This window comes from Haematobacter sp., assembly GCF_032102465.1.
In the GTDB taxonomy this organism is placed as follows: Bacteria; Pseudomonadota; Alphaproteobacteria; order Rhodobacterales; family Rhodobacteraceae; genus Haematobacter.
The window spans coordinates 108,624-132,782 of sequence record NZ_DAMDHB010000005.1; the positions used below are offsets into that span (position 1 = coordinate 108,624).

The 24,159-nt window shown below is 64.7% G+C and carries 19 protein-coding genes; 10 read left to right on the forward strand and 9 right to left on the reverse strand.

Annotated features, from left to right (window positions below; all coding sequences use genetic code 11):
* Nucleotides 1–3: 3 nt before the first annotated feature.
* Nucleotides 4–987 carry an SdiA-regulated domain-containing protein gene (locus RT513_RS05610; protein ID WP_290687831.1) on the reverse strand — a complete coding sequence of 328 codons (984 nt, stop codon included), beginning with the start codon at nt 985–987 and terminating at the stop codon, nt 4–6.
* Between the two features lie 218 nt (nt 988–1,205).
* Between RT513_RS05610 and RT513_RS05615 the strand changes: the two genes are divergently transcribed.
* A complete protein-coding gene (locus RT513_RS05615) occupies nt 1,206–2,495 on the forward strand; it encodes a sorbosone dehydrogenase family protein (RefSeq protein ID WP_290687846.1) in 1,290 nt (429 codons plus the stop codon).
* A gap of 49 nt (nt 2,496–2,544) precedes the next feature.
* On the opposite strand, the gene RT513_RS05620 is transcribed toward RT513_RS05615, so the two are convergent.
* A complete protein-coding gene (locus tag RT513_RS05620) occupies nt 2,545–4,563 on the reverse strand; it encodes a DEAD/DEAH box helicase (protein ID WP_290687833.1) in 2,019 nt (672 codons plus the stop codon).
* A 451-nt stretch (nt 4,564–5,014) separates the two neighbouring features.
* Here RT513_RS05620 and RT513_RS05625 point away from each other — a divergent pair, with 451 nt between their 5' ends.
* The 4 genes from RT513_RS05625 to RT513_RS05640 all read left to right on the forward strand — a co-directional run bounded on the left by RT513_RS05625 (nt 5,015) and on the right by RT513_RS05640 (nt 10,503).
* Nucleotides 5,015–6,592: a peptide ABC transporter substrate-binding protein gene (locus RT513_RS05625; RefSeq protein ID WP_290687835.1), complete on the forward strand. Its 1,578-nt coding sequence runs from the start codon at nt 5,015–5,017 to the stop codon at nt 6,590–6,592.
* Nucleotides 6,593–6,850: 258 nt separating this feature from the next.
* A complete protein-coding gene (locus RT513_RS05630; protein WP_088214059.1) occupies nt 6,851–7,774 on the forward strand; it encodes an ABC transporter permease subunit in 924 nt (307 codons plus the stop codon).
* Nucleotides 7,767–8,885: an ABC transporter permease gene (locus RT513_RS05635; protein ID WP_088214058.1), complete on the forward strand. Its 1,119-nt coding sequence runs from the start codon at nt 7,767–7,769 to the stop codon at nt 8,883–8,885. The genes RT513_RS05630 and RT513_RS05635 overlap by 8 nt, the downstream gene beginning before the upstream one ends.
* Nucleotide 8,886: 1 nt before the next feature.
* Nucleotides 8,887–10,503, forward strand: coding sequence for an ABC transporter ATP-binding protein (locus RT513_RS05640; protein WP_290687838.1), 1,617 nt, complete (start codon nt 8,887–8,889; stop codon nt 10,501–10,503).
* A 52-nt stretch (nt 10,504–10,555) separates the two neighbouring features.
* On the opposite strand, the gene RT513_RS05645 is transcribed toward RT513_RS05640, so the two are convergent.
* The 5 genes from RT513_RS05645 to RT513_RS05665 all read right to left on the reverse strand — a co-directional run bounded on the left by RT513_RS05645 (nt 10,556) and on the right by RT513_RS05665 (nt 17,418).
* Nucleotides 10,556–10,921, reverse strand: coding sequence for a DUF1850 domain-containing protein (locus RT513_RS05645; RefSeq protein WP_290687840.1), 366 nt, complete (start codon nt 10,919–10,921; stop codon nt 10,556–10,558).
* The gene (locus RT513_RS05650) at nt 10,921–13,074 is read right to left on the reverse strand and encodes a TRAP transporter permease (RefSeq protein WP_409518398.1); all 2,154 of its coding nucleotides are present in this window, start codon (nt 13,072–13,074) and stop codon (nt 10,921–10,923) included. Before RT513_RS05650 ends, RT513_RS05645 begins: the two co-directional genes overlap by 1 nt.
* 29 nt (nt 13,075–13,103) lie before the next feature.
* Entirely contained in the window at nt 13,104–14,054 is a 951-nt protein-coding gene (locus tag RT513_RS05655; RefSeq protein ID WP_409518399.1) for a TAXI family TRAP transporter solute-binding subunit, read from the reverse strand.
* 215 nt (nt 14,055–14,269) lie between these two features.
* On the reverse strand, nt 14,270–15,595 hold the full coding sequence (locus RT513_RS05660) for a sigma-54-dependent transcriptional regulator (protein WP_088214055.1): 1,326 nt from the start codon (nt 15,593–15,595) through the stop codon (nt 14,270–14,272).
* Nucleotides 15,592–17,418, reverse strand: a complete 1,827-nt coding sequence (locus RT513_RS05665; protein WP_313533720.1) for an ATP-binding protein — start codon at nt 17,416–17,418, stop codon at nt 15,592–15,594. Before RT513_RS05665 ends, RT513_RS05660 begins: the two co-directional genes overlap by 4 nt.
* A 100-nt stretch (nt 17,419–17,518) precedes the next feature.
* Between RT513_RS05665 and RT513_RS05670 the strand changes: the two genes are divergently transcribed.
* The 3 genes from RT513_RS05670 to betC all read left to right on the forward strand — a co-directional run bounded on the left by RT513_RS05670 (nt 17,519) and on the right by betC (nt 21,080).
* A complete protein-coding gene (locus tag RT513_RS05670; RefSeq protein WP_290690062.1) occupies nt 17,519–18,541 on the forward strand; it encodes an LLM class flavin-dependent oxidoreductase in 1,023 nt (340 codons plus the stop codon).
* Between the two features lie 76 nt (nt 18,542–18,617).
* Entirely contained in the window at nt 18,618–19,559 is a 942-nt protein-coding gene (gene choX / locus RT513_RS05675) for a choline ABC transporter substrate-binding protein (protein ID WP_313533724.1), read from the forward strand.
* Nucleotides 19,560–19,571: 12 nt separating this feature from the next.
* A complete protein-coding gene (gene betC, locus RT513_RS05680; RefSeq protein ID WP_290690063.1) occupies nt 19,572–21,080 on the forward strand; it encodes a choline-sulfatase in 1,509 nt (502 codons plus the stop codon).
* A 3-nt stretch (nt 21,081–21,083) separates the two neighbouring features.
* Here the strand turns inward: betC and RT513_RS05685 are convergent, their stop codons facing one another.
* A complete protein-coding gene (locus RT513_RS05685) occupies nt 21,084–21,806 on the reverse strand; it encodes a haloacid dehalogenase type II (RefSeq protein ID WP_290690065.1) in 723 nt (240 codons plus the stop codon).
* A 92-nt stretch (nt 21,807–21,898) separates the two neighbouring features.
* On the opposite strand from RT513_RS05685, the gene RT513_RS05690 reads away from it, so the two are divergent.
* A complete protein-coding gene (locus tag RT513_RS05690) occupies nt 21,899–22,348 on the forward strand; it encodes an NUDIX hydrolase (protein ID WP_290690066.1) in 450 nt (149 codons plus the stop codon).
* Between the two features lie 40 nt (nt 22,349–22,388).
* Entirely contained in the window at nt 22,389–23,006 is a 618-nt protein-coding gene (locus RT513_RS05695) for a DUF1345 domain-containing protein (protein ID WP_088214048.1), read from the forward strand.
* 159 nt (nt 23,007–23,165) lie between these two features.
* On the opposite strand, the gene RT513_RS05700 is transcribed toward RT513_RS05695, so the two are convergent.
* Nucleotides 23,166–24,101, reverse strand: a complete 936-nt coding sequence (locus tag RT513_RS05700; protein ID WP_290690067.1) for a LysR family transcriptional regulator — start codon at nt 24,099–24,101, stop codon at nt 23,166–23,168.
* Between the last annotated feature and the right edge of the window lie 58 nt (nt 24,102–24,159).

Below are 24,159 nucleotides of genomic sequence, written 5' to 3' on the forward strand. Positions count from 1 at the left end.
CGCCTAATCCTCCCGGGCCGCGACCTGCGTCTGGCGGGGGCCGCGGTCGAAGCGATAGAACAGGTTGGGTTCGGAGGTGAGGTAAATCTCCCCCTCCGGCCCTACGGCGACGCCTTCCGCCTGCGGGATGGTTTCTGCGAGACCGTGCCAGCCCTTCCACAGCGGCATGACGGAGACCGGCGTTCCATCCCGCCGGTATTCGGAGAGCGTGCCGCTCATCTCGCTCAGCAGGAGTAGATTGCCGGTCCTCTCGTCCTGCGTGATCGATGAGAGATCGCCTGCCGCATGGCCAAAGCTGTGGCCGGGCTTCCACTCCCGGATATCGACAGCCAGCGCTTCGCCTGCGGCCGCCTGCTCCAGCCCGGTGATTTCCAGCACCCGCACGGGCAGCATTTCCTGTGTCACCAGCAGGCGCCGGTTCACCGCATCCCAGTGAAGCCCTTCGATCCCCATGTTTCCGAAAAGGCCGAGGTTCAGCACGGTTCCTGCTGCGCCCGACAGGTCGAGTTCGGTGGCCTCTGCGGGAAGGTCAAACAACACGATCCGCTGCCGGGCTTCCTCCGCCAGTGCGAACCGCGTGCCCTCGATATACGCGATACCCTCCGGGTCATCGATGCCTTTCAGAGGTATGCGGCGCAAAAGCGCCCCTGTGCGTGACAGCTCCACCACCTCAGCCGGGCGGTTTACCACACCGAAGAGCGTTCCCGTCTCAACGTTGAAGGTCAGGCCGGAGAGGTTGTCCCGGAGACCGGCAACCTGAACACCCTGCACCGCGGCACTGTAGGCGGGAAGCCAGATCGACCCTTCCGTCTCCTCCGCCCCCCTCTGTCCGAGAAGCTGGAAAGCGACGCCGCCAAGTCCGCTCATCCAGAGCCAGCCGCTCGTGCCTGTTAAGGCGAGGAGGGCGGTGACAGCCGCGGCGCGCAGCGCTCGCTTCGCGGGTCGCTCCCTGGCGACCCGCCCATGGAGATACGAATGGTCGGTCATGCTCTGTCCCCATGCGCCGGATCTCTGTCCGGTGTGCTGCCGCGGTCTCCTAGCAGACAGGCGCGGGCCTGTCGCGGGCAATCACCATGCATCCGCAGCATTCCGTCCACACACGACAGCGATATGTCGTGGGCCACGCGGGATCATGACAAATGCGACTGGCCTTGACGCGGGCGGTGCGGCTAGGGTCGCCGAGACTGAAGAACCGGGGGACGATGATGGACATGATGGCACGGCTGGTCGCCGCAGTCGGCGGCGCGATGGTCTGGGCGCGGCGCCGCGACACACCCGAAACACAGGCGACGGGTACTGCCCCCCGCATCCCCACCGCCCGGAAACAGGGATTGATGACCCTGAAGATGCCGACGGCCAAAGGATGGGAACCGGGCGGGACGCCGACGCCCGCAGCAGGGCTCGCGGTCAATGCCTTTGCCACCGGTCTTGCCCACCCCCGGTGGATCGAGGTGTTGCCCAATGGCGATGTGCTGGTAGCCGAAGCGTTGCAGGAACCGCGCGCCCCGCAAGGCTTGATGGACCGGGCGATGCAGGCCACGATGCACCGTGCGGGCGCGGTGGGAAGGAGCGCGAACCGCATCAGCCTTTGGCGGGATGAGGACGGCGATGGCGTGGCGGAGGTGCGGGAGGTCTTTGTCGAAGGACAGCGACAGCCCTTCGGCATGGCGGCGACAGAGGACACCTTCTACCTCGGGAATACCGATGGGATCGTTGCCTTTCCCTATCAGCGCGGTCAGCGGCGGCTGGAAGGCGCCGGGCGGCGCATTGTGGAGTTCAAGCCGGGCGGTCACTGGACGCGGAGCCTCCTGCTCTCCGCCGACGGCAAGCAGCTCTACTGCGGTGTCGGCTCCCTCTCCAACATCGGCGACGAAGGAATGGCGGTGGAGGAGGGCCGCGCGGCGATCTGGGAAGTTGACCTTGCCAGCGGCAGCGCGCGGGTCTTTGCCTCCGGTCTCCGTAACCCCGTGGGGATGGCGTGGGAGCCGGAGACGGGCGCGCTCTGGACAGTGGTGAACGAGCGTGACGGATTGGGAGATGAGACACCGCCCGATTACCTCACCTCCGTTCGGGAAGGCGGCTTCTATGGCTGGCCCTACTGCTATTGGGGGCAGGTTGTGGACGATCGCGTGCCGCAGGATGCGGCTGCGGTCGCCCGGGCCATCCGGCCGGATTACGCGCTCGGCGGCCATACGGCCTCGCTCGGGCTCTGTTGGGTGCCGAAGGGGACCTTGCCGGGATTTTCCGCCGGAATGGTTATTGGGCAGCACGGCTCATGGAATCGCGCAAAATTAAGTGGTTACAGACTGATCTTCGTGCCATTTGAGAACGGAAAACCCAGCGGCGAACCGCGCGATCTGCTGACGGGATTTCTGTCGCAGGACGAAAAGTTCTCCTTCGGGCGTCCCGTCGGCGTCGCCATCGGACCGGATGGGAAGTCCCTGCTGCTGGCCGATGACGTGGGCAACGTCATCTGGCGGGTCGCTGGCGCCTGACAGCACCCCAAAAGAAGAAGGAGGGCCCGAAGGCCCTCCCGTCATCAAATCAGCCGTTCCGCTGCTTGCCCTTTGGCGCACCATAGGCCGGCTTGGCGCGCTTCGGGGTGTATTTCGCCTCACCGCGCGGACGCTCCCGATCACTGGGTGCAGCGCTGCGGGGCTTGCGCACCTCACCGTCGCTCAGGGGTTTGTCGCTGTAGGATTGCCCCCCGAAGGATTTGCCGCCGTAGGGTTTTTCGGGGCGATCCTTATCGGCGAAGCGGGGCTTGGCGAAGCTGCGCGGCCCGCGGTCTTCGCCGGCAGGCTTCTTGCTGAACTTGCGCTCGCCCGTGCCCTCATCGTTGAAGCTGCGCTCCCGCGGGAAGGGCTTTTTGCCGTAGGGTTTGTCGCTTTCACCCCGCGGGCGCTCGTCGTTATACGGGCGGTCCTTGGCGTAGGGCTTGTCGCCCTGACGGCCCGGCTTGCCGGCGAAGGTCCGCGGACGCGGCGCGGGCATATCCGGCACACCATCCGTCGCTTCCAGGATGATCCCGTCGGCGATCTCGCGATCGGGGCCGAGGGTGGCAAGGAAGTGTTCGACCGCCTCCAGAGCGATCTCCACGAAGGTTTCCTCGTCACCGATGCGGATGGCGCCGATCTCCTTGCGGGTCACGCCCCCCGCATCGCAGATTTTCGGCATCAACCACTTCGGATTGGCGTTGCGATCCCGTCCGATGGACAGGCGGAACCAGCGGCTCGGGCCGAAGCTCTGGCCTTGCGGGTTGCGCGGCATCACGGAGAGCAGTTCCTCGGGCGCTGAGCGCTGCCCCTGCCACAGGCGGAGCACGGCGAGCGCCAGAGCTGCCGGTTCCCGCTCGGCAAGAAGCTGGTCGAGGGCGCGGGCCTCGGCCTCCGTGGCCTCCTCGGCCCATACCGGGTCGGCAAGGAGCCGCGATTCATCCCGCTCCCGCACTGCATCGGCGGAAGGTGCGGCCTCCCATTCGGCGCGAAGCTTCGCTGCGGCGAGCAGCCGCTCCGCCTTGCGGCGGGAGCGCGGCGGAACGATCAGCGCGGAGAAACCCTTGCGCCCGGCCCGGCCGGTGCGGCCGGAGCGGTGAAGCAGGGTTTCCTCATTCATCGGGAGTTCCGCATGAATGACGAGGTCGAGGTTCGGAAGGTCGATCCCGCGCGCGGCCACATCGGTCGCCACGCAGACGCGGGCGCGGCCATCGCGCATCGCTTGCAGCGCATGGCTCCGCTCACCCTGCGACAACTCGCCGGACAGGGCGACGACGGCGAACCCGCGGTTCGACAACCGCGTGACCAGCCGCGAGACGGCCGCACGGGTATTGGCGAAAATGATGGTGTTCGGCGCTTCGTGGAACCGGAGCAGGTTGGTGATCGCGTTCTCTTCGTCATGCTCGGCGACGAGCACGGCGCGATAGTCGATGTCGCTGTGCTGACCACCGGTCGTCTGCACGGAGATCCGCTGCGCATCACGCTGGTATTCGGAGGCGAGCGTCGCGATGGCGCGGGGAACGGTCGCGGAGAAGAGCAGCGTCTGACGGTCTTCGGGCGCCGCTTCGAGGATGGTTTCCAGATCCTCGCGGAAGCCCAGGTCGAGCATTTCGTCGGCTTCGTCCAGCACCACGGCCCGCACGGCGGAGAGATCGACCGATCCGCGACGCAGGTGGTCGCACAGCCGCCCCGGCGTGGCGACAAGGATATGCACCCCGCGTTCCAGCGCGCGACGTTCCCCGCGCATGTCCATCCCGCCCACGCAGGAGGCCAGCACGGCACCCGCGCCGGCGTAAAGCCATTCAAGCTCCCGCTTCACCTGAAGCGCAAGCTCCCGCGTCGGCGCGATGACAAGGGCGAGCGGCGCTTCGGCGATGCCGAAACGTTCATCCTCGCCCAGAACGGTCGGCGCGATGGCAAGGCCGAAGCCCACCGTCTTGCCCGAGCCGGTCTGCGCAGAGACAAGCAGGTCAAGCCCCCGGAGCGACGGCTCGGTGACGGCCTCCTGCACCGGAGTAAGTGTGGAGTATCCGCGCGCGTCGAGCGCGGCCAGAAGAGACTGTTTCACGCGAGAGTGTCCGAGTTCCAGAGAAGGGGAGGGGGCTCCGGCTGCAGGCCATGTCGGCCCGCCGCCTCCCGAGCCCCGGTAAAGCGAAGTTGGTCCCATACAGAATATCTTGCGAATGGTAAAGTAAAATCGTGCCGGTTGTGTCAAAACGCCCGGTCAGATCACCCCCCAGGTTGCGGTAATGATGAAAGATCCGCAGTTGACCCGCAAGGATACCTCGTCGTGCAGAGCCTCTTGCTGACCCGGTCCGTCAGAAATTCCGTGAGAGGCAAACCCGTGCAGCCAGCTAAAATCCCGCGGCAAGGTGCGGATACGCGCTGTTTTGCCACGTCACCTTGGGATAGTCTGGGGTGTAGGGGGGAACGCTGTCGCTTGACGGAGCAGGCTTCTGAACACAGAAATCGCGCTCATGACGGTTTTCCGGAACCAATTTCCAAACAGGGAGAGAAACATGTCCACGCGTGATCTTCTGGCTGCTTCGGCGCTCGCGCTGGTGTTGGGGGCAGGGGCTGCCTCGGCGCAGATGGTGCTGAACCGCGGCAATGACACCGATCCGTCATCGCTCGACCCGCATCAGACCTCTACAGTTGCGGAGAGCAATGTGCTTCTGGACCTGTTCGAGGGGCTTCTCGCCTTCAACACGACAGGCGAGGCGGTACCGGGCATGGCGGAGCGTTGGGACATCTCCGAGGACGGACTGACCTACACATTCCATCTGCGCGACTCGAAATGGTCGAACGGCGATCCTGTCACGGCGGACGACTTCTCCTTCGCCTATCACCGGATCATGGATCCCCAGACTGCGGCGGGCTACGCTTCCATCCTGTTCCCGATCAAGAACGCTGAAATGGTGGCGGGCGGGAAGATGCCGCTCGATCAGCTTGGCGTGAAGGTCATCGATCCGAAGACGCTGGAGATCACGCTCGAGGCACCCACGCCTTATTTTCTTGAGCTGCTGACCCATCAGACCGCGCTCCCGCTGCACCGCAAATCGGTGGAGGAGCTTGGCAACCAGTTCACCCGCCCCGGCAATCTGGTGAGCAACGGCGCGTTCAGACTGGCCAGCTTTACCCCGAATGCGCAACTCGTGATGGAGAAAAACCCCGGCTACTACGACGCGGGCAATGTCAGAGTTGACCGGATCAATTACATCCCCTTCGAGGACCGCTCCTCCTGCATCCGCCGTTTCGAGGCGGGAGAAGTGCAGATCTGCTCCGACGTGCCCGCGGAACAGATGGATTATGTGCAGAAGAACCTGACGCAGGAACTGCGCATAGCGCCCTATCTCGGGGTCTATTATCTGCCGGTGAAGGGTGCGGAGGGAAGCCCGCTGAAGGATGCGCGCGTCCGCAAGGCGATCTCCATGGCCATCGACCGCGATTTCCTTGCCAATGAGGTCTGGGCCAAGACCATGCTGCCGAGCTACGCCTTTGTTCCCCCGGGCATCGCCAACTATGTCGATGGCGGTGTCACGGTGGATTACGCGAGCGAAGACCTGTTCGACCGCGAGGATGAGGCGAAGAAACTGCTGGAAGAGGCGGGCGTGGCGCCCGGCAGCCTGACGGTGGAGCTTCGCTACAACACGTCCGAGAACAACAAGAACACGATGGCGGCAATCGCCGACATGCTGAAGAACATCGACATCAATGCGCGGCTGAACGAGGTCGAGGGGACGACCTACTTCAACTACATGCGGGAGGATGGGCCTTTCGACATCTCGCGCGCGGGCTGGATCGGGGACTACAACGACCCGCAGAACTTCCTCATGATCAACATGGGGAACACGCCTTTCAACTATTCGCGCTGGAAAAGCCCGGAATATGACGCGCTGATGAACAAGGCGGCGGAGACGCTCGACCTTGGGGAGCGGGCCAAGGTGCTGGCCGAGGCAGAGACGCTTTTGCTCGACCAGCTTCCGGTCATTCCGATCCTCTCCTACTCCTCCCGGGCGCTGGTTTCCACCAAGGTCGGCGGGTATGACGACAACCTGATGGACAAGCATCCGACGCGCTGGATGTCGGTCAACTGACCCGGATGGGGCGGCCTCCGCCCCGTTCCACCGGTGTCCATGTGCGACGTCGGTGCGGATTGACGCTGCTTCCGGCATATGACATCGGCAGCCTCCAGACAGGCTGCCGTTCTCCGGGTCAGGCCCGGTCGCAGCGATTCTCTGGACGGCACGCCTTCCTCTTTCTTTCGCGTCAGCGATGGGCCGCAGCGGTTCGGGCTGACTTCTGCTTCAGGGCGGCCCTGCGGGGTCCGTCCCGTTCTCTCGGGAAACCAACCGATGCTCGGATATACCCTGCGCCGGGTCGTGAGTGCGGTGCCGACGATTTTCATCATCGTCACGCTCACCTTCTTCGCGATCCGTATCGCTCCGGGGGGACCGTTCGATCTGGAACGTCCGCTCGACCCACTGATCCTCGCAAACCTTCAGCGCGCCTACAATCTCGATGCGCCGCTCTGGCAGCAATATCTTAATTATCTCGGCAATCTGTTGCGCGGCGATCTCGGGCCGAGCTTCACACGCCGTGATTTTACGGTGAACGATCTGTTCGCGCAAGGGTTGCCCGTTTCCATCCTGCTGGGATCGCTGGCGCTCAGCACCGCGGCGGTGCTCGGGACGTTTCTGGGCGCAATCGCGGCGCTCCGTCAGAATTCGTGGCTCGACAACGGCATCGTGGCGGTGGCAACGCTCGGGATCACGACGCCGACCTTCGTGGTGGCGCCGTTGCTCAGCCTGCTGTTCGGCGTGATCCTCGGCATCCTTCCCGCCGGCGGCTGGAGCGGTGCCAACCCGGCATACTGGGTGCTGCCGGTCGCCACGCTCGCGCTGCCGCAGGTGGCGGTGATCGCGCGGCTGGTGCGGGGGGCGACGGTCGAGGCCCTCCGTGCAAACCACGTCAGGACGGCGCGCGCCTATGGCCTGCCGACCCGGATCGTCGTCGGGGTTCATGCCCTTCGTGCCGCGATGTTGCCCACGGTGAGCTACCTCGGCCCGGCGGCGGCGAGCCTGCTCACCGGATCGGTTGTGGTGGAGACGATCTTCGGCCTGCCCGGCATCGGACGCTATTTCGTTCAGGGTGCACTCGGGCGGGACTACACGCTCGTCATGGGGACGGTGGTGGTCATCGCGGTCTTTGTGGTGATCTTCAACCTGCTTGTCGATCTCGCCTATGCCTGGCTCGACCCGAGGGTGCGCTATGACTGACACAGACATGAACCTGGCACCGGCAACGACGAGCCGGTCGCTCTGGCAGGACGCCTGGTTGCGGCTTCGCAAGAACCGGACGGCCGTGGCGAGCCTCTTCGTGCTGATCTTCCTTGCCCTCGCGGGGATTTTCGGGCCGATGCTCTCGCCGCATTCCTATACGCAGATCTATCAGAACTACGTGCGCGTACCGCCGAGCCTCGAGGCCTATCCGCGCGCCGACGCGATCCTGCCCGCCTTTGAGGGGTTGATGAGCCGCGCGCGGATCGAGGGCACACCGGAGCTTTCTGGCGGCACGGTCTCGGTGGAACTGACGGCGACCACGCCGATCGACGAGCGTGTGCTGCGCTATTTCCAGCGCTCGGACCTGTTCACCAACCCTGAACTCACACTGGCGGAAGACGGGTTGAGCGGCACGCTCTCCGCGCATGTCGAGCGGAGCTACTTCTTCCTGGGCACCGACAACCTCGGGCGCGACATGCTCTCCCGCATTCTCATCGGGGTCAGGATCTCGCTCGCCATCGGGCTACTCGCCTCCGGCATGGCGCTGGTGGTGGGCGTGACCTATGGCTCCATCTCCGGCTATCTGGGCGGGCGGGTGGACAACGTGATGATGCGGATTGTGGACATCCTCTATTCGCTGCCCTTCATCTTCTTTGTCATCCTGCTGCTGGTGTTCTTCGGACGGAGCCTCGTCATCATTTTCATCGCCATCGGCGCGACGGAATGGCTGGATATGGCGCGGATCGTGCGGGGGCAGACGCTGAGCCTCAAGCGTCGGGAATTCGTGCAGGCGGCAGAAGCGATGGGTGCCACCAAGGCGGGGATCCTCAAGCGGCACATCATCCCGAACGCGCTTGGGCCGGTCATCGTTTTTGTGACGCTGCTGGTTCCGAAGGCCATTCTGGCGGAGAGCCTGCTCTCCTTCCTCGGCCTCGGCGTACAGGATCCGATGACTTCGCTGGGGCTGCTGATCTCGGAAGGCGCCGCCAACATGCGGGGTGCGCCGTGGCAGCTTTTCGGCCCGGCGCTCACCCTTACCGCCATCCTGTTTGCGCTGAACTTCCTCGGCGACGGGCTGCGCGACAGTCTCGATCCGAAGGAGCGCTGACATGTCCGAAACCATCCTTTCGGTCCGTGATCTTCGCGTGACATTCCAGACCAACGATGGCCCCGTCGCGGCGGTGAAGGGCGTGAACTTCGATCTGAAATCGGGCGAGACACTGGCCATCGTCGGGGAGTCCGGTTCGGGCAAGAGCCAGACCACGATGGCGCTCATGGGCCTGCTCGCGGCAAACGGGTCGGCGAGCGGCAGCGTCCGCTATCGCGGGCGGGAGATCCTGAACCTGCCCGACCGGGAGTTGAACAGGATCCGCGGCGCCAAGATCACCATGATCTTTCAGGAGCCGATGACCTCGCTCGACCCGCTCTACAGGATCGGGGATCAGCTCGCGGAGCCGCTGAAATACCATGGCGGCCTGTCTCGCCGCGCCGCGCGGCCGCGGATTCTCGAACTGCTGCGGCTTGTCGGCATACCGGAGCCGGAGCGGCGCATTGACAGCTATCCGCATGAGCTTTCGGGCGGTCAGCGGCAGCGTGTGATGATCGCGATGGCGCTGGCCAACGATCCCGACATCCTCATCGCGGACGAACCGACCACGGCGCTCGACGTGACCATCCAGGCACAGATCTTGGAGTTGCTGGCGGATTTGCAGCGGCGTCTGGGCATGGCGATCATCTTCATCACCCATGATCTGGGCATCGTGCGCCGCTTTGCAGACCACGTGGCGGTGATGCGGCAGGGTGAAGTGGTGGAGGATGGCACGGCCGAGGCGGTTTTCACCGCCCCCCGCCATCCCTACACACGGATGCTTCTGGATGCGGAACCCGACGTGCAGAAGCTTCCACCCTCGGGCTCCGCTCCGGTGCTGTTGAGCGGCGAGGACGTGCAGGTGACCTTTTCCAGCGGCGGCGGTCTGCTGGCGAAGCCGCATCTCGTGCATGCGGTTCGGGGCATCTCCGTCGCGCTGCGAGAAGGGCAGACCATCGGGGTGGTGGGAGAGTCCGGTTCGGGCAAGTCCACGCTGGGCCGCGCGCTCCTTAGGCTGGTGGAGAGCGAGGGGCGGATTGCATGGCTGGGCAAGGAACTCCCCCGCACGGTGGAAGAGATGCGTCCCTACCGGCGGGAACTGCAGCTGGTGTTTCAGGATCCGTTCGGCTCCCTGTCGCCCCGCATGACCGTCGGCCAGATCGTCACCGAGGGCCTGCTGATCCATGAGTCCCAACTCTCCGCTGCGGACCGCAGACGCCGTGCGATCGAAGCACTGACGGAGGTCGGCCTCGATCCCGCCATGCGCAACCGCTATCCGCACGAATTCTCTGGCGGACAACGGCAGCGGATCGCCATTGCGCGGACCATGATCCTGCGCCCGCGCGTCATCGTTCTGGATGAGCCGACGAGCGCGCTTGACAGGTCCGTCCAGAAGCAGATCGTCATGCTGCTGCTTGATCTCCAGCAGAAGCACGACCTGTCGTACTTCTTTATCAGCCATGATCTTGCCGTGGTGCGGGCGGTGGCGGATTACATCCTCGTCATGAAGGACGGCGAGGTGGTGGAGGAAGGTCCGACGGAGGCGGTTTTCGACGCGCCGCAGCAGGACTACACGCGAAATCTGATGGAGGCTGCGCTTTCCACCAAGCGGTTCCGGGAGGAGGCGGAGACGGCCTGAACCATGACGGCTCGAACCACGGCGGCCTGAAGCACGGCGGCCTGAAGCACGTTCAGCCGCAGTCGGCCGCCGCCCACAGGCGAAGCGGCGGCCCCGCCTGCCGCCCCAGTTCGCGGCACTCCCCCAGCGCGCAGAGCATCCAGCCGCCGGGTGTCTCGCCGGAGGCGGCGAGCACCACCTCCCGTTGGGCCGGTACGTGGGGGGTGTAGCGCCAGCCCTGCGCGGTGCGCACCGCATCGTCCGGGATTTCCATGCCTGCCCCCGGCCCCTGCACCTCCGCCTCGACAGGGCGGAGGGTGGTTTCCGTGACTTCCCATCGCTCGGTCCAGCGGGTGCGGGCAACGGAATGGGTCCAGCTCAAGGTGAAGTGGTCCGTGGCAAGGGCGAGTACCGCTCCGGCTACGGCCACGCAAAGCATCAGGCGATGGCCCGATCGCCCGACCGTGCGACGCGAAGACGCTGCACGATCACCACCGCCGCAGCGATGATGAGACCGGCCACATCCGTCTCCACCGTCGGCAACACGAGCAGCACGCCGCCACCGAAGGCAAGCAGACGCTCCCACCACTGCGCCCGCATGAACAGGAAGCCCACCACCGCGACCCCCCAGAGCGCCACTGCCACCGCCGCTTTGAAGGTGACGAACAGAACCTCCGCCCAGTAACCGAAGGTTTCGGCGAAGAAGGAGCCGGGGTAGGGATCTTGCAACATGAGCGCGGGCGAATAGACCGCGATGAACGGCATGATGAAACCGGCGATGGCAAGTTTCGTGGCGTCGATGGAGATCTTCAGCCCCGAGGTCTTGGCCATCGGCGCCGCTGCAAAACACGCCAGCGCGACGGGAGGCGTCAGGTCGGCCATGATGCCGAAGTAGAACACGAACATGTGGCTGACGATCAGTGGGACGCCAAGCTGCTCCAGCGCCGGACCGGCAAGGGAGGAGGTGATGATGTAGTTCGGGATCGTCGGTATCCCCATGCCAAGGATGAGGCAGGTGATCATCACGAGTACGAGCGACAGGAACAGGTTGTGCTCCCCGATCTTCAGCACGGCGCCGATGAAGGTGGAGGCGATGCCGGTCAGCGTCAGCGTGCCGATGACGATGCCGACGATCGCACAGGCCGCCGCCACCGGCAGCGCGTTCCGCGCGCCGAGGGCCAGCGAATCCCTGATGATGACCAATGCCCCCCGCGCGCCCTTCAGCACGAAACAAGCGATGAGCAGCGTGCCGATCACCAGCATGAGCAGGTTGACGCCATACTTCAGGAAGGCCGCGGAAGCGATTCCAACGGCAATCCAGAACGCCACCCGGAAGGCGAAGGGCCCGATGGTCGCCGCGATGGCCGTGCCGAGGATCAGCACAACCACCAGAGCCAGCCCCATGGAGCCTGCGAAGATCGGCGTGTAGTCGGCGAACAGAAGATAGACGAGCGCGCCGAGGGGAATGAACAGGCCCCATTGTTTCTTCACCGCCTGCCACGGGCTGGGAAGTTCGTCCTTGGACAGGCCCATCAGCTTGTGCTTGCCGGCCTCCAGATACACCGCCCAGAAGCAGGTGCCGAAGTACATCGCCGCAGGGATCAACGCGGCGCGAACGATATCACCGTAAGGAACGTTCAGCGTCTCCGCCATGATGAAGGCCACCGCGCCCATGATCGGCGGCATGATCTGCCCGCCCATGGAGGATGTCGCCTCGACCCCGCCCGCGAAGGACGATCGGAAACCGAACTTCTTCATCAGCGGAATGGTGAACTGACCCGAGGCCACTACGTTGGCGACGCCGGAGCCGGAGACGGTGCCCATCAACGCGGAGGAAAGCGTGCACACCTGTGCCGCGCCGCCCCGCCAGTGGCCGACCAGCCCAAGTGCCACGTCGTTGAACAGATCGAGCATTCCCGCCCGTTCAAGGAAGGCCGCAAAGACCACGAAGATGAAGATATAGGCCGAAGACACGTAGATCGGCGAGCCGTAGATGCCTTCGGTACCGAAGGCGAAATGCTCGATCAGGATTTCCCAGTCATAACCGCGATGGCCGAAGACACCGGGCAGATGCTGTCCGAAGGCGCAATAGCTCAGGAACAGACAGGCGATGATGAAAAGCGGCCAGCCCATCAGACGCCGTGCGAGCCAGAACACCAGCACGAGAAGGATCACCCCCATCGTCAGGTCCATGGGCGTGAGGAAGTTGGACCGCATGATGATGTCGCGGTAAAAGACCCAGTTATAGAGGCCGGTGCAGAAACCGACGGCACCGAGCAGCCAGTATGCGCGCCGCGCCATCGGTGTCTTTGTCAGCAGGTTGCCGATGAGAACGAAGCCCAGCAGCAGCAGAAAACCCACATGCATCGCCCGGACGATCTGGCTGGGCAGCGTGCCGTACATCGCCACCCAGATTTGAAAGAGGGAGAATACGAGGGCGATGCCATAGGCGATCTTGCCGGGAATACCCTCCCCAAAACCGGCGGGGAGTCCCTCGATCTGCTCCTCTGCGGTATGCTGGGCGGGCGGTGCTGCGGAAACATCTGTCACGGAGCGCTCCTTCAAATGCAATGGCGGAGGAGATGTGCCCATCCCCTCGCCAGATGGTCATGCGTCGGAGGTCAGTTCAGGACGCCGATTTCGCGGTAGTATTTCTCGGCACCCGGGTGGAGCGGGATCGGCAGATCCTTCACCGCCTTCGCCGGATCGAGGGCGGCCGCCGCGGAATGTGCGGCTTTCAGCTTGTCGATGTTCTCAAACATCAGTTTGGTCATCGCATAGACGGTTTCGTCTGAAACTTTGTCGGACGTCACCAGAATATTGGTAACCGCCGCTGTCGGCACGTCCGCTTCCTGACCGTCGTAGGTGCCGGCGGGGATGACGGTCGCGATGTAGGGCGGGCCGATCTTTTCGACCACCTCCGCCGGAATGGCGACGATGGTGATGTCATGGGTGGTCGCGAGGTCCTTGATGAAAGCCGCGCCCAGCCCGGCAGACTGAAGGGTGGATTGGAGCTGGCGGTTCTTGATGAGCTCGGCGGATTCGGAAAACGGCAGGAACTCCACGCGGCCCATGTCGTCATAGGACATGTCCGCGGCCTTGAAGATCTCGCGCGCGTTAAGCTCCGTGCCCGACGCGGGCGCGCCGACCGAAATGGTCTTGCCCTTCAGGTCTTCGAGCGAGGAAATCCCGGATGATTTCTCGGCCACGATCTGAATGTAATTGTTGTAGATACCGCCGATCGCGCGCAGGTTCGTCAATTCCGCCTTGAAGCCTGCATCCTTGTCACCTTTCCACCCGGCAACCACGGAATCACCGAGCGCGAAGGCCACTTCACCACGGCCCGCGGAAAGGAGGTTCAGGTTTTCAACGGAAGCCTTGGTGGCCTGAACTTGCGTGCGCGCGCCGTCGATGCCGGCGGCGTAAAGCTCCGACAGAGCGACGCCGAGCGGATAATAGACCCCCGAAGTGCCCCCCGTAAGCACGTTGATGAACTCGGCCTTGGCAACCGGTGCAGTCAGACCAAGGCTCGCAACGCCAAAAGCGGCGCCCGCGACGAAACGGGACATCATGGACATTCTGGTTCCTCCCCCAAATGTGATCCGCTGAGAGTGGAAGGGAATGAATTGCGGAAGAAGTGTTTTCTGTGGAATAATCCGTTGGATTAGAAATGAAACGTATATGCTTGATAAGTAATTGTATTATTCATGATTATTGTTGGGAATGTCTGGCGTGATCCTGGCGGATTCTTGCCAGCCGGATGAATGCGGGCAAGAATCCGCTAGGATTATCGTTCTCGCAAGCCATAACGGGCGATCTTTTCGTTGAGCGTGCGGCGGGGCAGGCCCAGCCGTTCTGCGGCGCCTGCGGACGAACCGCCGGCCTGGGCCAGAGCCTCTATGATGAGAGAGGCTTCGAATTCCGCGACTTTCTGCGCGAGCGGCAGCCCGGCATCCATCTCACGCTCCGCCGCCGGCGCGTTTCCGGCCCGGAGGCCGAGCACATGGCGTTCAGCGACGGCCTGAAGTTGCGACAGATTGCCGGGCCAGCTTCGCGCTGCCAGCGTCTCCAGATCCACCGGGCCCGGCGTGGGCTCTGGCCTGCGGAAACGGCGCGCGGCCTCCATTAGATAATGGGCGTAGAGAAGTGGTATGTCCTCGGTCCGCTCTGCCAGAGAGGGGAGATGGACCTCCGCCGTGGTAAGGCGGAAATAGAGATCGCGGCGAAACTGGCCACGCTCCAGCAACGCGGACAGGTCCAGGGATGTCGCGGCGACGAGGCGCACGTCCACGGGCCGGGAAACGTTGTCGCCCATGCGGGTGAAGGTTCTGTCCTGAAGGAACCGCGCGAGCCGAGCCTGCAAGGCGGGTGAAAGCGCCTCCACCTCGCTCAGAAAGATCGCACCGCCATTGGCGAATTCAAACCGCCCCTGTCGTGCGGTGGGCGGATTGCCCCCGCGTTCTTGTCCGAACAGTTCCGCCTCCAGCGCCGCTTCGGGTATGGCCGCACAATCCAGCGCGACGAAGGGCCGCCGCGCGCGAGGCGACAGGTCGTGGACCAGACGCGCGAAATCCTCTCTCCCGGTGCCCGGCTCCCCCTGCAGAAGCACGTCCACAGGCACATCGGCGAGGCGCAGGGCCATGTCGCGCAGATGCGCCACCTGCGGCGAACGACCGATCAGCCGTTGTTCGACCACCCGGCGCTGGCTCTGCGGCGCGCGGAGTTGAACGAGTTCCCGCCGGAGAAGACGCCACTCCACCGCGCGCTGCGTCACCGCCGCGAGATATTCGGCGCCGCAGGGTTTCTCTATGAAGTCATGCGCCCCGTCCCGCATGGCGGCCACCGCCAGGGGGATGTCGGCATGGGCTGACATCAGCACGACGGGCAGATCCGGCTCCCGCGCGCGAAGCGCGGCCAGCAACGCATCGCCGGTCAGACCGGGCATCCGCAGATCGGTGATGACGGCATCGGTCCGGGCGAGGTCGATCTCCTCCAGCGCGCGGAGCGGGTCCGTCCATGTCTCGACGGTGAAGCCCGATGTCTCCAGCCAGTCGGCGACGGCGGCGCACAGCTCCGCCTCATCGTCCACGAAGGCCACGTGACCGCGCGTCATCCCCGCTCTCCTTCCTCCGGCTCTCCCGGATCGGCGGCCGGCAGGCGGATGGTCACCAGCCCCCCCGTGCCGTCCGGGTCGTTGGCAAGCAGAAGCTCGCCCTGCATCTGCTCCAGCAGGGATTGCACGATGGACAGGCCAAGGCCAAGCCCCTGTCCGCCGATCTGCCCCGGATCGCCGGTGACGAATGGCTCGATCAGCCCCTCGGCTCCGGGCGGCAGGCCCGGGCCGGTATCGGCGATCTTGATGAGCACGCCCTCGCCATCGCGGGTGGTGGAAAGGCAGACCCGCCGCGGCGCGGGGGTGCGGCCCGTTGCATCTATCGCGTTCAGCAACAGGTTGGTCAGCACCTGTTCAAGCCGCGGGCCATCGCCCCGCACCGATGGCATGGGGGCTTCGGGCAACGCGAACTGCACCCCGAGCTCCCGCGCGCGGGGTGTCACGATCTCAACGGCCGTGGCCAGCACGGGCGCCAGCGGCACAGTTTCGGGTGTAACGGACACCTGCCGCCGCCCGAAGCTCCGCAGGCGGGAGACGACCCCCTGAAGACGCCCGACCATTCCCCGCGACCGGCCCAGAGCGGCGGCCAGCCGCTCACGCCGCCCCGCATCGCCATGCGCCTGGGCAGCGGCGAGGTTGTTGTCGAGCGCCGAGAGCGACTGTCCGATTTCATGCACGATCGCCGTGGACATGCGCCCGAGAACGGCCAGCTTCGCGGCGTGGACGAGCCGCTCATGGGTCTGCAGCAGCTCCTCCTCCGCGCGGCGGCGTTCCTCCACTTCGGCGGCAAGCTCGCGCGTCCGGGCCTGAACACGCTCCTCCAAGTCCGCTGCCTGCCGGAGCCGGATGCGCATGATCTGCCGCCGTTGCGCAAGCGCAACCATTCCGGCGGAGAGGAGCGCGCCAAGGCTTCCCGTAACCAGGGCAGTCAGCAGGGCGGTGCGCCGCGCCTCCTCCGTCGGCAGCGCGACGAGAAGGGTCCAGTCCGTCCCTCGCACAGGTCCGGTGTGGATGCGCAGGACGCCTGCTTCGGGATGAGAGAGCGAAAGGCCGTCAATGGGCAGCGGCTCGGCCCGTGACAGAAGGGTGGAGGGATAGCGCCGCTCAGCCTCGATCCGCGAGATATTCTCAGGCCCCAGGGGAGAGAGCGGGCGGAACCGCCAGCCGGGTTGGGAGGCAAGAAACACCATGCCGTCCGGATCGGCCACCGCCGTCAGCTCTCCTGCCCGCGCCCAGGCGATCTCCAGCGCACCGAGTTCCATCTTGGCCACCGCAACGCCCGTTGTCACGGCGTCAATCCGGGCGGAGAGAAACGCGCCCGGTCGCCCGGTCGTGACGCCCACGGCATAATACTGAGCCGTGCCGGCCTTCAGGGCACCGCGGAAATAGGGACGGAAGCCGTAGTCCATGCCCAGAAAGCTGCCCGGCTCGTTCCAGTTGGACGCCGCGAGCGTAATGCCGTCCGACCCGACGAGATACAACTCGTCTGCACCGGTCACCCCCCGCGCCGCTTTCAGATAGGCGTTTGCGGCGGCGACGGCATGAATGTCTCCGGGTGCAGCTAGAAGCGCGTGAAGCCTGGGGTCCTCTCCCAGAATGCGGGGCAGGTAGCGCAGCCGCTCGATCTCCGCCGTCAGCCCGTCTGCTGTGATGGAATGGCGGTCCGCCAACGACCTGTCCAGCGCCGCGATACCCCGCCGGTAGCTCTCCCATCCCGCAAGGCCTGCGGCCGCCAGCGTGATGGCAACCGCCAGCAGGAGGCCGAGGGACATTCCCGCGCGCGGCATCGTCAGGGCGAAAGGTGGGGCAGGGATGATGCTCATCGGGCGACTTTAACGTGGCCGTGGCATCACGTCATGCGGGCATCGGGGTGAAAGCGGCGGCGATCTTCCCTATCTGTGAGCCGACATAAGGAACACCATCATGAAAAGCATCGGATTTCTGTCTTTCGGCCACTGGTCCCCTGCCAAGGGATCAGGGACGCGCTCCGCGGGGGACGCGCTGCTCCAGTCCATCGACCTCGCCGTGGCGGCGGAGGAATTGGGGGCGGACGGGGCCTATTTCCGCGTCCACCACTTCGCGCGGCAGCTTGCCTCTCCCTTCCCGCTGCTGGCCGCCGTCGGCGCGCGGACGAGCCGCATCGACATCGGCACCGCCGTAATCGACATGCGTTATGAAAATCCGCTCTACATGGCGGAGGACGCGGGCGCGGCCGATCTGATTGCGGGAGGAAGGTTGCAGCTTGGGATCAGCCGTGGCTCGCCGGAGCAGGTGATCGACGGGTGGCGCTACTTCGGCTACGAGCCCATGGAGGGGGAGAGCGACGCCGACATGGCCCGCCGCCACACGGAAGTGCTGCTGGAGGTGCTGAAGGGAGACGGCTTTGCCAAGCCGAACCCGCGCCCCATGTTCCCCAATCCGCCGGGCCTGTTGCGGGTCGAGCCGCATTCGGAGGGCCTCAGCGACCGCATCTGGTGGGGTGCGGGTTCCAATGCCACGGCCGTCTGGGCGGCGAAACTGGGGATGAACCTGCAAAGCTCAACCTTGAAGGATGACGAGACCGGAGAGCCCTTCCACGTGCAGCAGGCCGCGCAGATCCGCGCGTTCCGCGAAGCGTGGAAGGAGGCCGGTCACAGCCGGACGCCGCGTGTCTCCGTCAGCCGGAGCATCTTCGCCCTGACGGATGATCGGGACCGGGCCTATTTCGGCCATGGTGACCAGTCCGAGGATCAGGTGGGCTTCATCGACGAGCAGACCCGTGCGATCTTCGGCCGGAGCTATGCGGCGGATCCCGTGAAACTCGCAAGGCAACTCGCAGAGGATGAGGCGATACAGGAAGCCGATACGCTGCTGCTCACCGTGCCGAACCAGCTCGGCGTGGAATACAACGTGCATGTGATGGAAGCGATCCTGAAGCACGTGGCGCCCGAGCTGGGCTGGCGCTGACGGATTGCCGCGCGCTGGGGGTTGCTCCCGGCGCGCGGGCATCGCAAGATCCGGTCAACAGAGGAGATACCAGATCATGCGTTCCATGACCCCCGCAATTGCCGCCGCCCTGACCCTTGCGGCGGCACTTCCCGCGCAGGCCGCAGATCCGGCTGCCTGCCAGACGGTGCGCCTCTCCGATCCGGGCTGGACGGACATCACCTCCACCAATGCCGTGGCGAGCGTGCTGTTTGAGGGGCTGGGGTATCAGCCGCGCATCTCGACCCTCTCCGTTCCGGTGGGATATCAGGCGATGAAGAGCGGTGATCTGGACGCTTTCCTCGGCAACTGGATGCCCGCCCAGCAGCATTTCCGCGACGATCTGGAACAGGCGGGGTCTGTCGATGTGCTGACCCGCAATCTCGAAGGCGCGAAGTTCACGCTTGCCGTGACAAAGGCCGCCGCCGACGCGGGGGTGAAGGATTTCTCCGATCTCGCTCCGCATGCGCGCGAGTTCGGCAGCACGATCTACGGGATCGAACCGGGCGCGCCGGCGAACCAGAATATCCAGAAGATGGTCGATGCCAACGATTTCGGGCTGGGGAGCTGGCGGCTCATCGAGTCCGGGGAGCAGGCTATGCTGAGCCAGGTCGCGCGGAATGACGGTCAGGGCAAGTTCTCCGTCTTTCTCGCCTGGGCGCCCCATCCGATGAACGAGACGCTCGATATCACCTATCTTTCTGGCGGGGATGAGTATTTCGGGCCGAACTATGGCGGGGCCGAGGTATTCACGCTCGCGCGGAAGGCATGGGTGGCGGAATGTCCGAATGCGGCCCGATTCCTGACCAATCTCGTGTTCAACGTGAGTATGGAAAACCAGATCATGGGCCGGATCCTCAACGACAATGCCGACCCGAAGGCCGCGGCGACCGACTGGATCAAGGCCAATCCCGACGCGCTCGGCCCGTGGCTGGAAGGGGTGACGACACGCGCGGGGGAGCCGGGGCTCGACGCTGTGCGCAAGGCTCTGGCTCTCTGACACGCGCTCGCGATGCAGCCCAATATCCTGATCGTCATGGCGGACCAGTTCGCGGGGACGCTGTTCCCCGATGGGCCGGCCGCCTTCCTCCATGCGCCCAATCTGCGCGCGCTGGCCGACCGGTCCGTCCGTTTCGTGAATACATACACCGCCAGTCCGCTCTGCGCGCCGGCGCGGGCCTCCTTCATGTCCGGGCAGCTTCCCCGGCGCACGCGGGTGTATGACAACGCGGCGGAGTTCGCCTCGGATATCCCGACATTCGCCCATCACCTTCGGCGTGCGGGCTATCATACATGCCTCTCGGGCAAGATGCATTTCGTCGGCCCCGACCAGATGCACGGGTTCGAGGAGCGGCTGACCACGGATATCTATCCCGCCGATTTCGGCTGGACGCCGGATTACACCCGGCCGGGCGAACGCATCGACTGGTGGTATCACAACCTCGGCTCCGTCACGGGGGCGGGGGTGGCGGAGATCACCAACCAGATGGAATACGATGACGAGGTGGCGTTTCTTGCGGGGCAGAAGCTCTATGACCTTGCCCGTGGTCACGATGCGAGACCCTGGTGCCTGACGGTGAGTTTCACCCATCCGCATGATCCCTATGTCGCCCGACGGAAGTTCTGGGATCTCTACGAGGGAAGCCCCGCGCTGAAACCGGCGGTGCCTGCGATCCCCTATGCGGATCAGGACCCGCACTCCCAGCGGCTGATGAACGCTTGCGACTACCAGCACTTCGACATCACATCCGACGATATCGCCCACGCCCGACAGGGGTATTTCGCCAACATTTCCTATGTCGATGACAAGGTAGGGGAACTTCTGGACATCCTCGACCGGATGCGGATGGCGGAGAATACGGTCATCCTCTTCCTCTCCGACCATGGCGACATGCTGGGAGAGCGGGGAATGTGGTTCAAGATGAGCTTCTTCGAAGGGTCCGCGCGCGTGCCGCTCATCGTATCCGCACCGGGGTGGGTGCCTGGGCGCGTGGAGACGCCGGTTTCCACGCTTGACGTGCTGCCGACGCTGGCGGGGCTGGCGGGGATCGACCTTGGCAGTATCGCGCCCTGGACGGATGGCGCGGACCTCGAGCCGGTCGCGAAAGGCGGTATCCGGGGGCCGGTGCCGATGGAATATGCGGCCGAAGGCTCCGTCGCGCCGATGGTGGCGCTTCGGGACGGGCGGTGGAAAATCGTGCTCTGCGATGCCGATCCGCCCCAGCTTTTCGACATGCAGAACGACCCCAACGAACTGACGGACCTTGCCGCGGACCCGGCCCATGCGGAGACGCTGCACCGGCTGACCATGCTGGTGCAGAGCCGCTGGAACCTTGCCGCCTACGACGCGGAAGTGCGCGAGAGCCAGGCCCGGCGCACGATTGTTTACGAGGCTCTGAGGAACGGCGCTTATTTCCCGTGGGATTTTCAGCCGTTGCAACGCGCCTCTGAACGTTACATGCGCAATCACATGGACCTGAACGTTCTGGAGGAGGCTCAGCGCTTCCCTCGGGGGGAGTAGCGATCAGCGGGGCCGGCCGATGCGGTCGGCCAGATCCTCGACGCTCTCCGCCACCACGTCCCAGTCGGCGCTTGGCGCAAGGTCGGTCTCTTGCCCGGGCCCGTATTCAAGGGGGCGCGGAATGAAGGCGGTGCGCAGACCGCAGGCCCGCGCGGCGGCAAGATCGTCGTTATGCGCGGCCACGAGGCAGACCTGCTCCGGCGGCAGCATCAGGATCTCCGCCGTGCGCAGATAGGCCTCCGGGCGCGGCTTGTAGGCCTGCGCCGCCTCTGCCCCCAGAATGGCATCCCACGGAAGATCCGCGCGCTTGGCGATATCAATCATGAGGCGGATATTGCCGTTGGAGAGCGGTGCGATGATCGCCCCCCGGCGCAGCCGTGTCAGCCCCGGTACCACGTCGGGCCACGGATCCAGCCGATGCCAGGCAAGGGTCAGCGTGTCCAGTTCCTCCGCGGTCAGGCCCTCCGGGTCCAGCCCGAATTCTGGCAGGATCGCGGCGAGGTTCTCGCGGTGCAGCACGTCAAGCCGGGTGAAGGGACGACGCCCCTCGCGGACCTCCGTCATGGCGGGCTGATAGCGGTCGCGCCATGCATCCGCGAAGGCCTGCGCCTGCGACGGATCCCCCCCGTGCCGGGCAAGAAACGGCGCCGCATCGCGGGCGACCCCACCGCGCCAATCAACCAGCGTACCGAATACGTCGAAAACATAGGCCCTTACGTTCTGCATTCGATTTCACCCCCCTGGCGCTGCCGGTTGACAAGCATCGATCAACAGGCGCTTCATCCGGCATGATCCGTGCATAACAACCCGTCTCCGCCATGACCGCAAGCATTGATACTGCGCTTCTCAAACCCGTTCCGGCGGTGCTTTCCGTCGTTTTTCGGGAGGGCCACGTGTTGCTCGTGCGGCGCGCCAATCCCCCGGATGAGGGCTTTTGGGGCTTTCCGGGCGGCAGGATCGAGGCGGGTGAGACACTCTTTGCCGCTGCGGAACGTGAACTGACGGAGGAGACTGGCGTCAAGGGGATTGCCGCCGCCATTCTTACCGTGCTCGACGCGCTGGACCGCAGTGAGGATGGAACGCTCCGCTTTCATTACGTGCTGGTAGCCGTAGCCTGTCGCTGGGTGGCCGGTGAGCCGGTCGCCGATGACGATGCGCTGGAGGCCCGCTGGGTCGCGCTCGACGACATATCGGGGCTGGACAACGTGAGCCGCGATGTGGAGCGCCTGGCCCGTCAGGCAGCGCGAGATGCTTGCCAATCGCGCTGACCACGGCATGATCTGTTGAGCGCCCTTGCAAGCGGACATCATGACCGTTCCCCGTCACCCGAGGTTCATCGCCTTCTTTGCCACGCTCGCTCTCGCCTGCGGGGGGCTTGCCCTGCTGCTCGACTGGTCGGAGGCCCTGATCCTCGGCTTCGATCTCGCGGCGGCGGTCTTCATCGCAAGTTGCGCGCCACTCTGGCTGGAGGAGGATGAGCAGGCCTTTCGCGCGCGCAAGACCCGTGACGATGGCGGACGGCTGTTTCTCGCGCTGACCGTGACGGTGATCCTGCTGATGGTGCTGGTGACGCTTGCGCTGCTCGTGGGGGGCAAGCAGGGGATGACGGCGCTGGATCTCGCCCTTGTCACCGCCACGCTGGCGATAAGCTGGCTATTCGGGAATCTCGTTTACGCATTTCATTATGCGCATGTGTACTACGATGAGGAAAGTCGTCCCGCGCTGGATTTTCCGGGCGATGAAGCCCCGCTCTTCGCCGATTTCTGCTATTTCGCGCTGGTGATAGGGATGACGTTTCAAGTGTCGGACGTCCAGATCACCACCCGTCGCTTCCGTCGCATCGCAACGCTGCACGGGATCGTGGCGTTCTTCTTCAACCTTGGCGTCGTCGCACTGACGATCAATGTCGTGGCAGGTGTGCTTTAGCAGGCTGCCTAAAAAGCATTCTGAGTTTACACTGAGGCCGAGACTTTGCCCACATTGTTGAAGAGCGCCCCGGAAACCGCAACTTTGGCTCCGGACCGGACCGATTTTCCGGCCTTCACCGCAAGCTCGGGCAGGGGGCGCGACTTTTTCAGCAGCCTGTTAGATCATGTCGGGATAAAGGACGCGCAACTCGTCCAGCAGTTCCACGAAGCGACGCTCGGGCGGGGTGAGCGGGGTGAGAGGGTTGCTGACGAGAAACACATCCGCGCCCAACGGCTGATCCGTGATGCGGAGCGGCCACAGGCGACCCTTTTCGACCTCCTCCGCCACGCTCATCAGGGGCAGAAGGCCGATGCCGAGGCCGAGGGAGATCATCCTGCGCACCTCCTCCAGACTGCGGCTGGACCCGCTGATGCGGTTGCCAAGGCCAAGCCCCTCCCGCAGCATGATCATCGGCTCCAACCCGAACCCTTCTGTTGCACATTCAAAGGCGATGAAGGGTTCGCGTGCCAGGTCGCGCACCGTGACTTCCGCTTGCCCGTAGAGCGGATGCTCGGCACCGCAGAACACTACGAACTCCTCCCGGAACAGCAGTTTGCAGTCCAACGTGATGATGGGTTTTGTCAGGAGGCAGATGCCCAGGCCCGCCTTCTCCTGCGTGATGCGACGCATCGTGTCCTGACTGTTCTGAACATCCACCATCCAGGTGATCGAAGGATAACGCTGATGATAGAGCCGGATCGCCTCGTCGATCAGGGTCGAGTTGAGGGTGCTGAGCGTCTGGAGGCGGAGTTCACCGAATTCCTCAGCGTTGCGATCCTCCGTCAGATCGGAAATCCGGTCCACACAGCGGAAAATCTCGGCGCATTCCTGATAGACCTTCTCACCACGAAGGGTCAGGCCGAAGCGGCGACTGTCGCGGAACACAAGTTGGCAGCCCAGTTGCTCCTCCAGCCTCTGGAGGGCAACGGTCACGCTCGGCTGGCTGAGCGACAGCCGTTTCGCCGCGCGGGTGATGCTTTTCTCCTCCGCAATGGCGCAGAAGGTGCGAAGCAGGTTCAGATTCATATCGCCGAGCGGTGTGCGGGCGGGCATGGCGGCTCTGCTTGGGACGGGGAACCCTGCTCTAGCGCGAACGCTGCCAGAGGTCCAC

Excerpts from the sequence above, each read along its gene's own strand:
- RT513_RS05690 (WP_290690066.1), top strand. The coding sequence starts at position 21,899 with ATGACCGCAAGCATTGATACTGCGCTTCTCAAACCCGTTCCGGCGGTG.
- RT513_RS05695 (WP_088214048.1), top strand. The coding sequence starts at position 22,389 with ATGACCGTTCCCCGTCACCCGAGGTTCATCGCCTTCTTTGCCACGCTC.
- RT513_RS05685 (WP_290690065.1), bottom strand. The coding sequence starts at position 21,806 with ATGCAGAACGTAAGGGCCTATGTTTTCGACGTATTCGGTACGCTGGTT.
- RT513_RS05630 (WP_088214059.1), top strand. The coding sequence starts at position 6,851 with ATGCTCGGATATACCCTGCGCCGGGTCGTGAGTGCGGTGCCGACGATT.
- betC (WP_290690063.1), top strand. The coding sequence starts at position 19,572 with ATGCAGCCCAATATCCTGATCGTCATGGCGGACCAGTTCGCGGGGACG.
- RT513_RS05665 (WP_313533720.1), bottom strand. The coding sequence starts at position 17,418 with ATGAGCATCATCCCTGCCCCACCTTTCGCCCTGACGATGCCGCGCGCG.
- RT513_RS05610 (WP_290687831.1), bottom strand. The coding sequence starts at position 987 with ATGACCGACCATTCGTATCTCCATGGGCGGGTCGCCAGGGAGCGACCC.
- RT513_RS05655 (WP_409518399.1), bottom strand. The coding sequence starts at position 14,054 with ATGATGTCCCGTTTCGTCGCGGGCGCCGCTTTTGGCGTTGCGAGCCTT.
- RT513_RS05660 (WP_088214055.1), bottom strand. The coding sequence starts at position 15,595 with ATGACGCGCGGTCACGTGGCCTTCGTGGACGATGAGGCGGAGCTGTGC.
- choX (WP_313533724.1), top strand. The coding sequence starts at position 18,618 with ATGCGTTCCATGACCCCCGCAATTGCCGCCGCCCTGACCCTTGCGGCG.
- RT513_RS05650 (WP_409518398.1), bottom strand. The coding sequence starts at position 13,074 with ATGGGCACATCTCCTCCGCCATTGCATTTGAAGGAGCGCTCCGTGACA.
- RT513_RS05670 (WP_290690062.1), top strand. The coding sequence starts at position 17,519 with ATGAAAAGCATCGGATTTCTGTCTTTCGGCCACTGGTCCCCTGCCAAG.
- RT513_RS05700 (WP_290690067.1), bottom strand. The coding sequence starts at position 24,101 with ATGCCCGCCCGCACACCGCTCGGCGATATGAATCTGAACCTGCTTCGC.
- RT513_RS05645 (WP_290687840.1), bottom strand. The coding sequence starts at position 10,921 with ATGCTTTGCGTGGCCGTAGCCGGAGCGGTACTCGCCCTTGCCACGGAC.
- RT513_RS05625 (WP_290687835.1), top strand. The coding sequence starts at position 5,015 with ATGTCCACGCGTGATCTTCTGGCTGCTTCGGCGCTCGCGCTGGTGTTG.
- RT513_RS05615 (WP_290687846.1), top strand. The coding sequence starts at position 1,206 with ATGGACATGATGGCACGGCTGGTCGCCGCAGTCGGCGGCGCGATGGTC.
- RT513_RS05640 (WP_290687838.1), top strand. The coding sequence starts at position 8,887 with ATGTCCGAAACCATCCTTTCGGTCCGTGATCTTCGCGTGACATTCCAG.
- RT513_RS05635 (WP_088214058.1), top strand. The coding sequence starts at position 7,767 with ATGACTGACACAGACATGAACCTGGCACCGGCAACGACGAGCCGGTCG.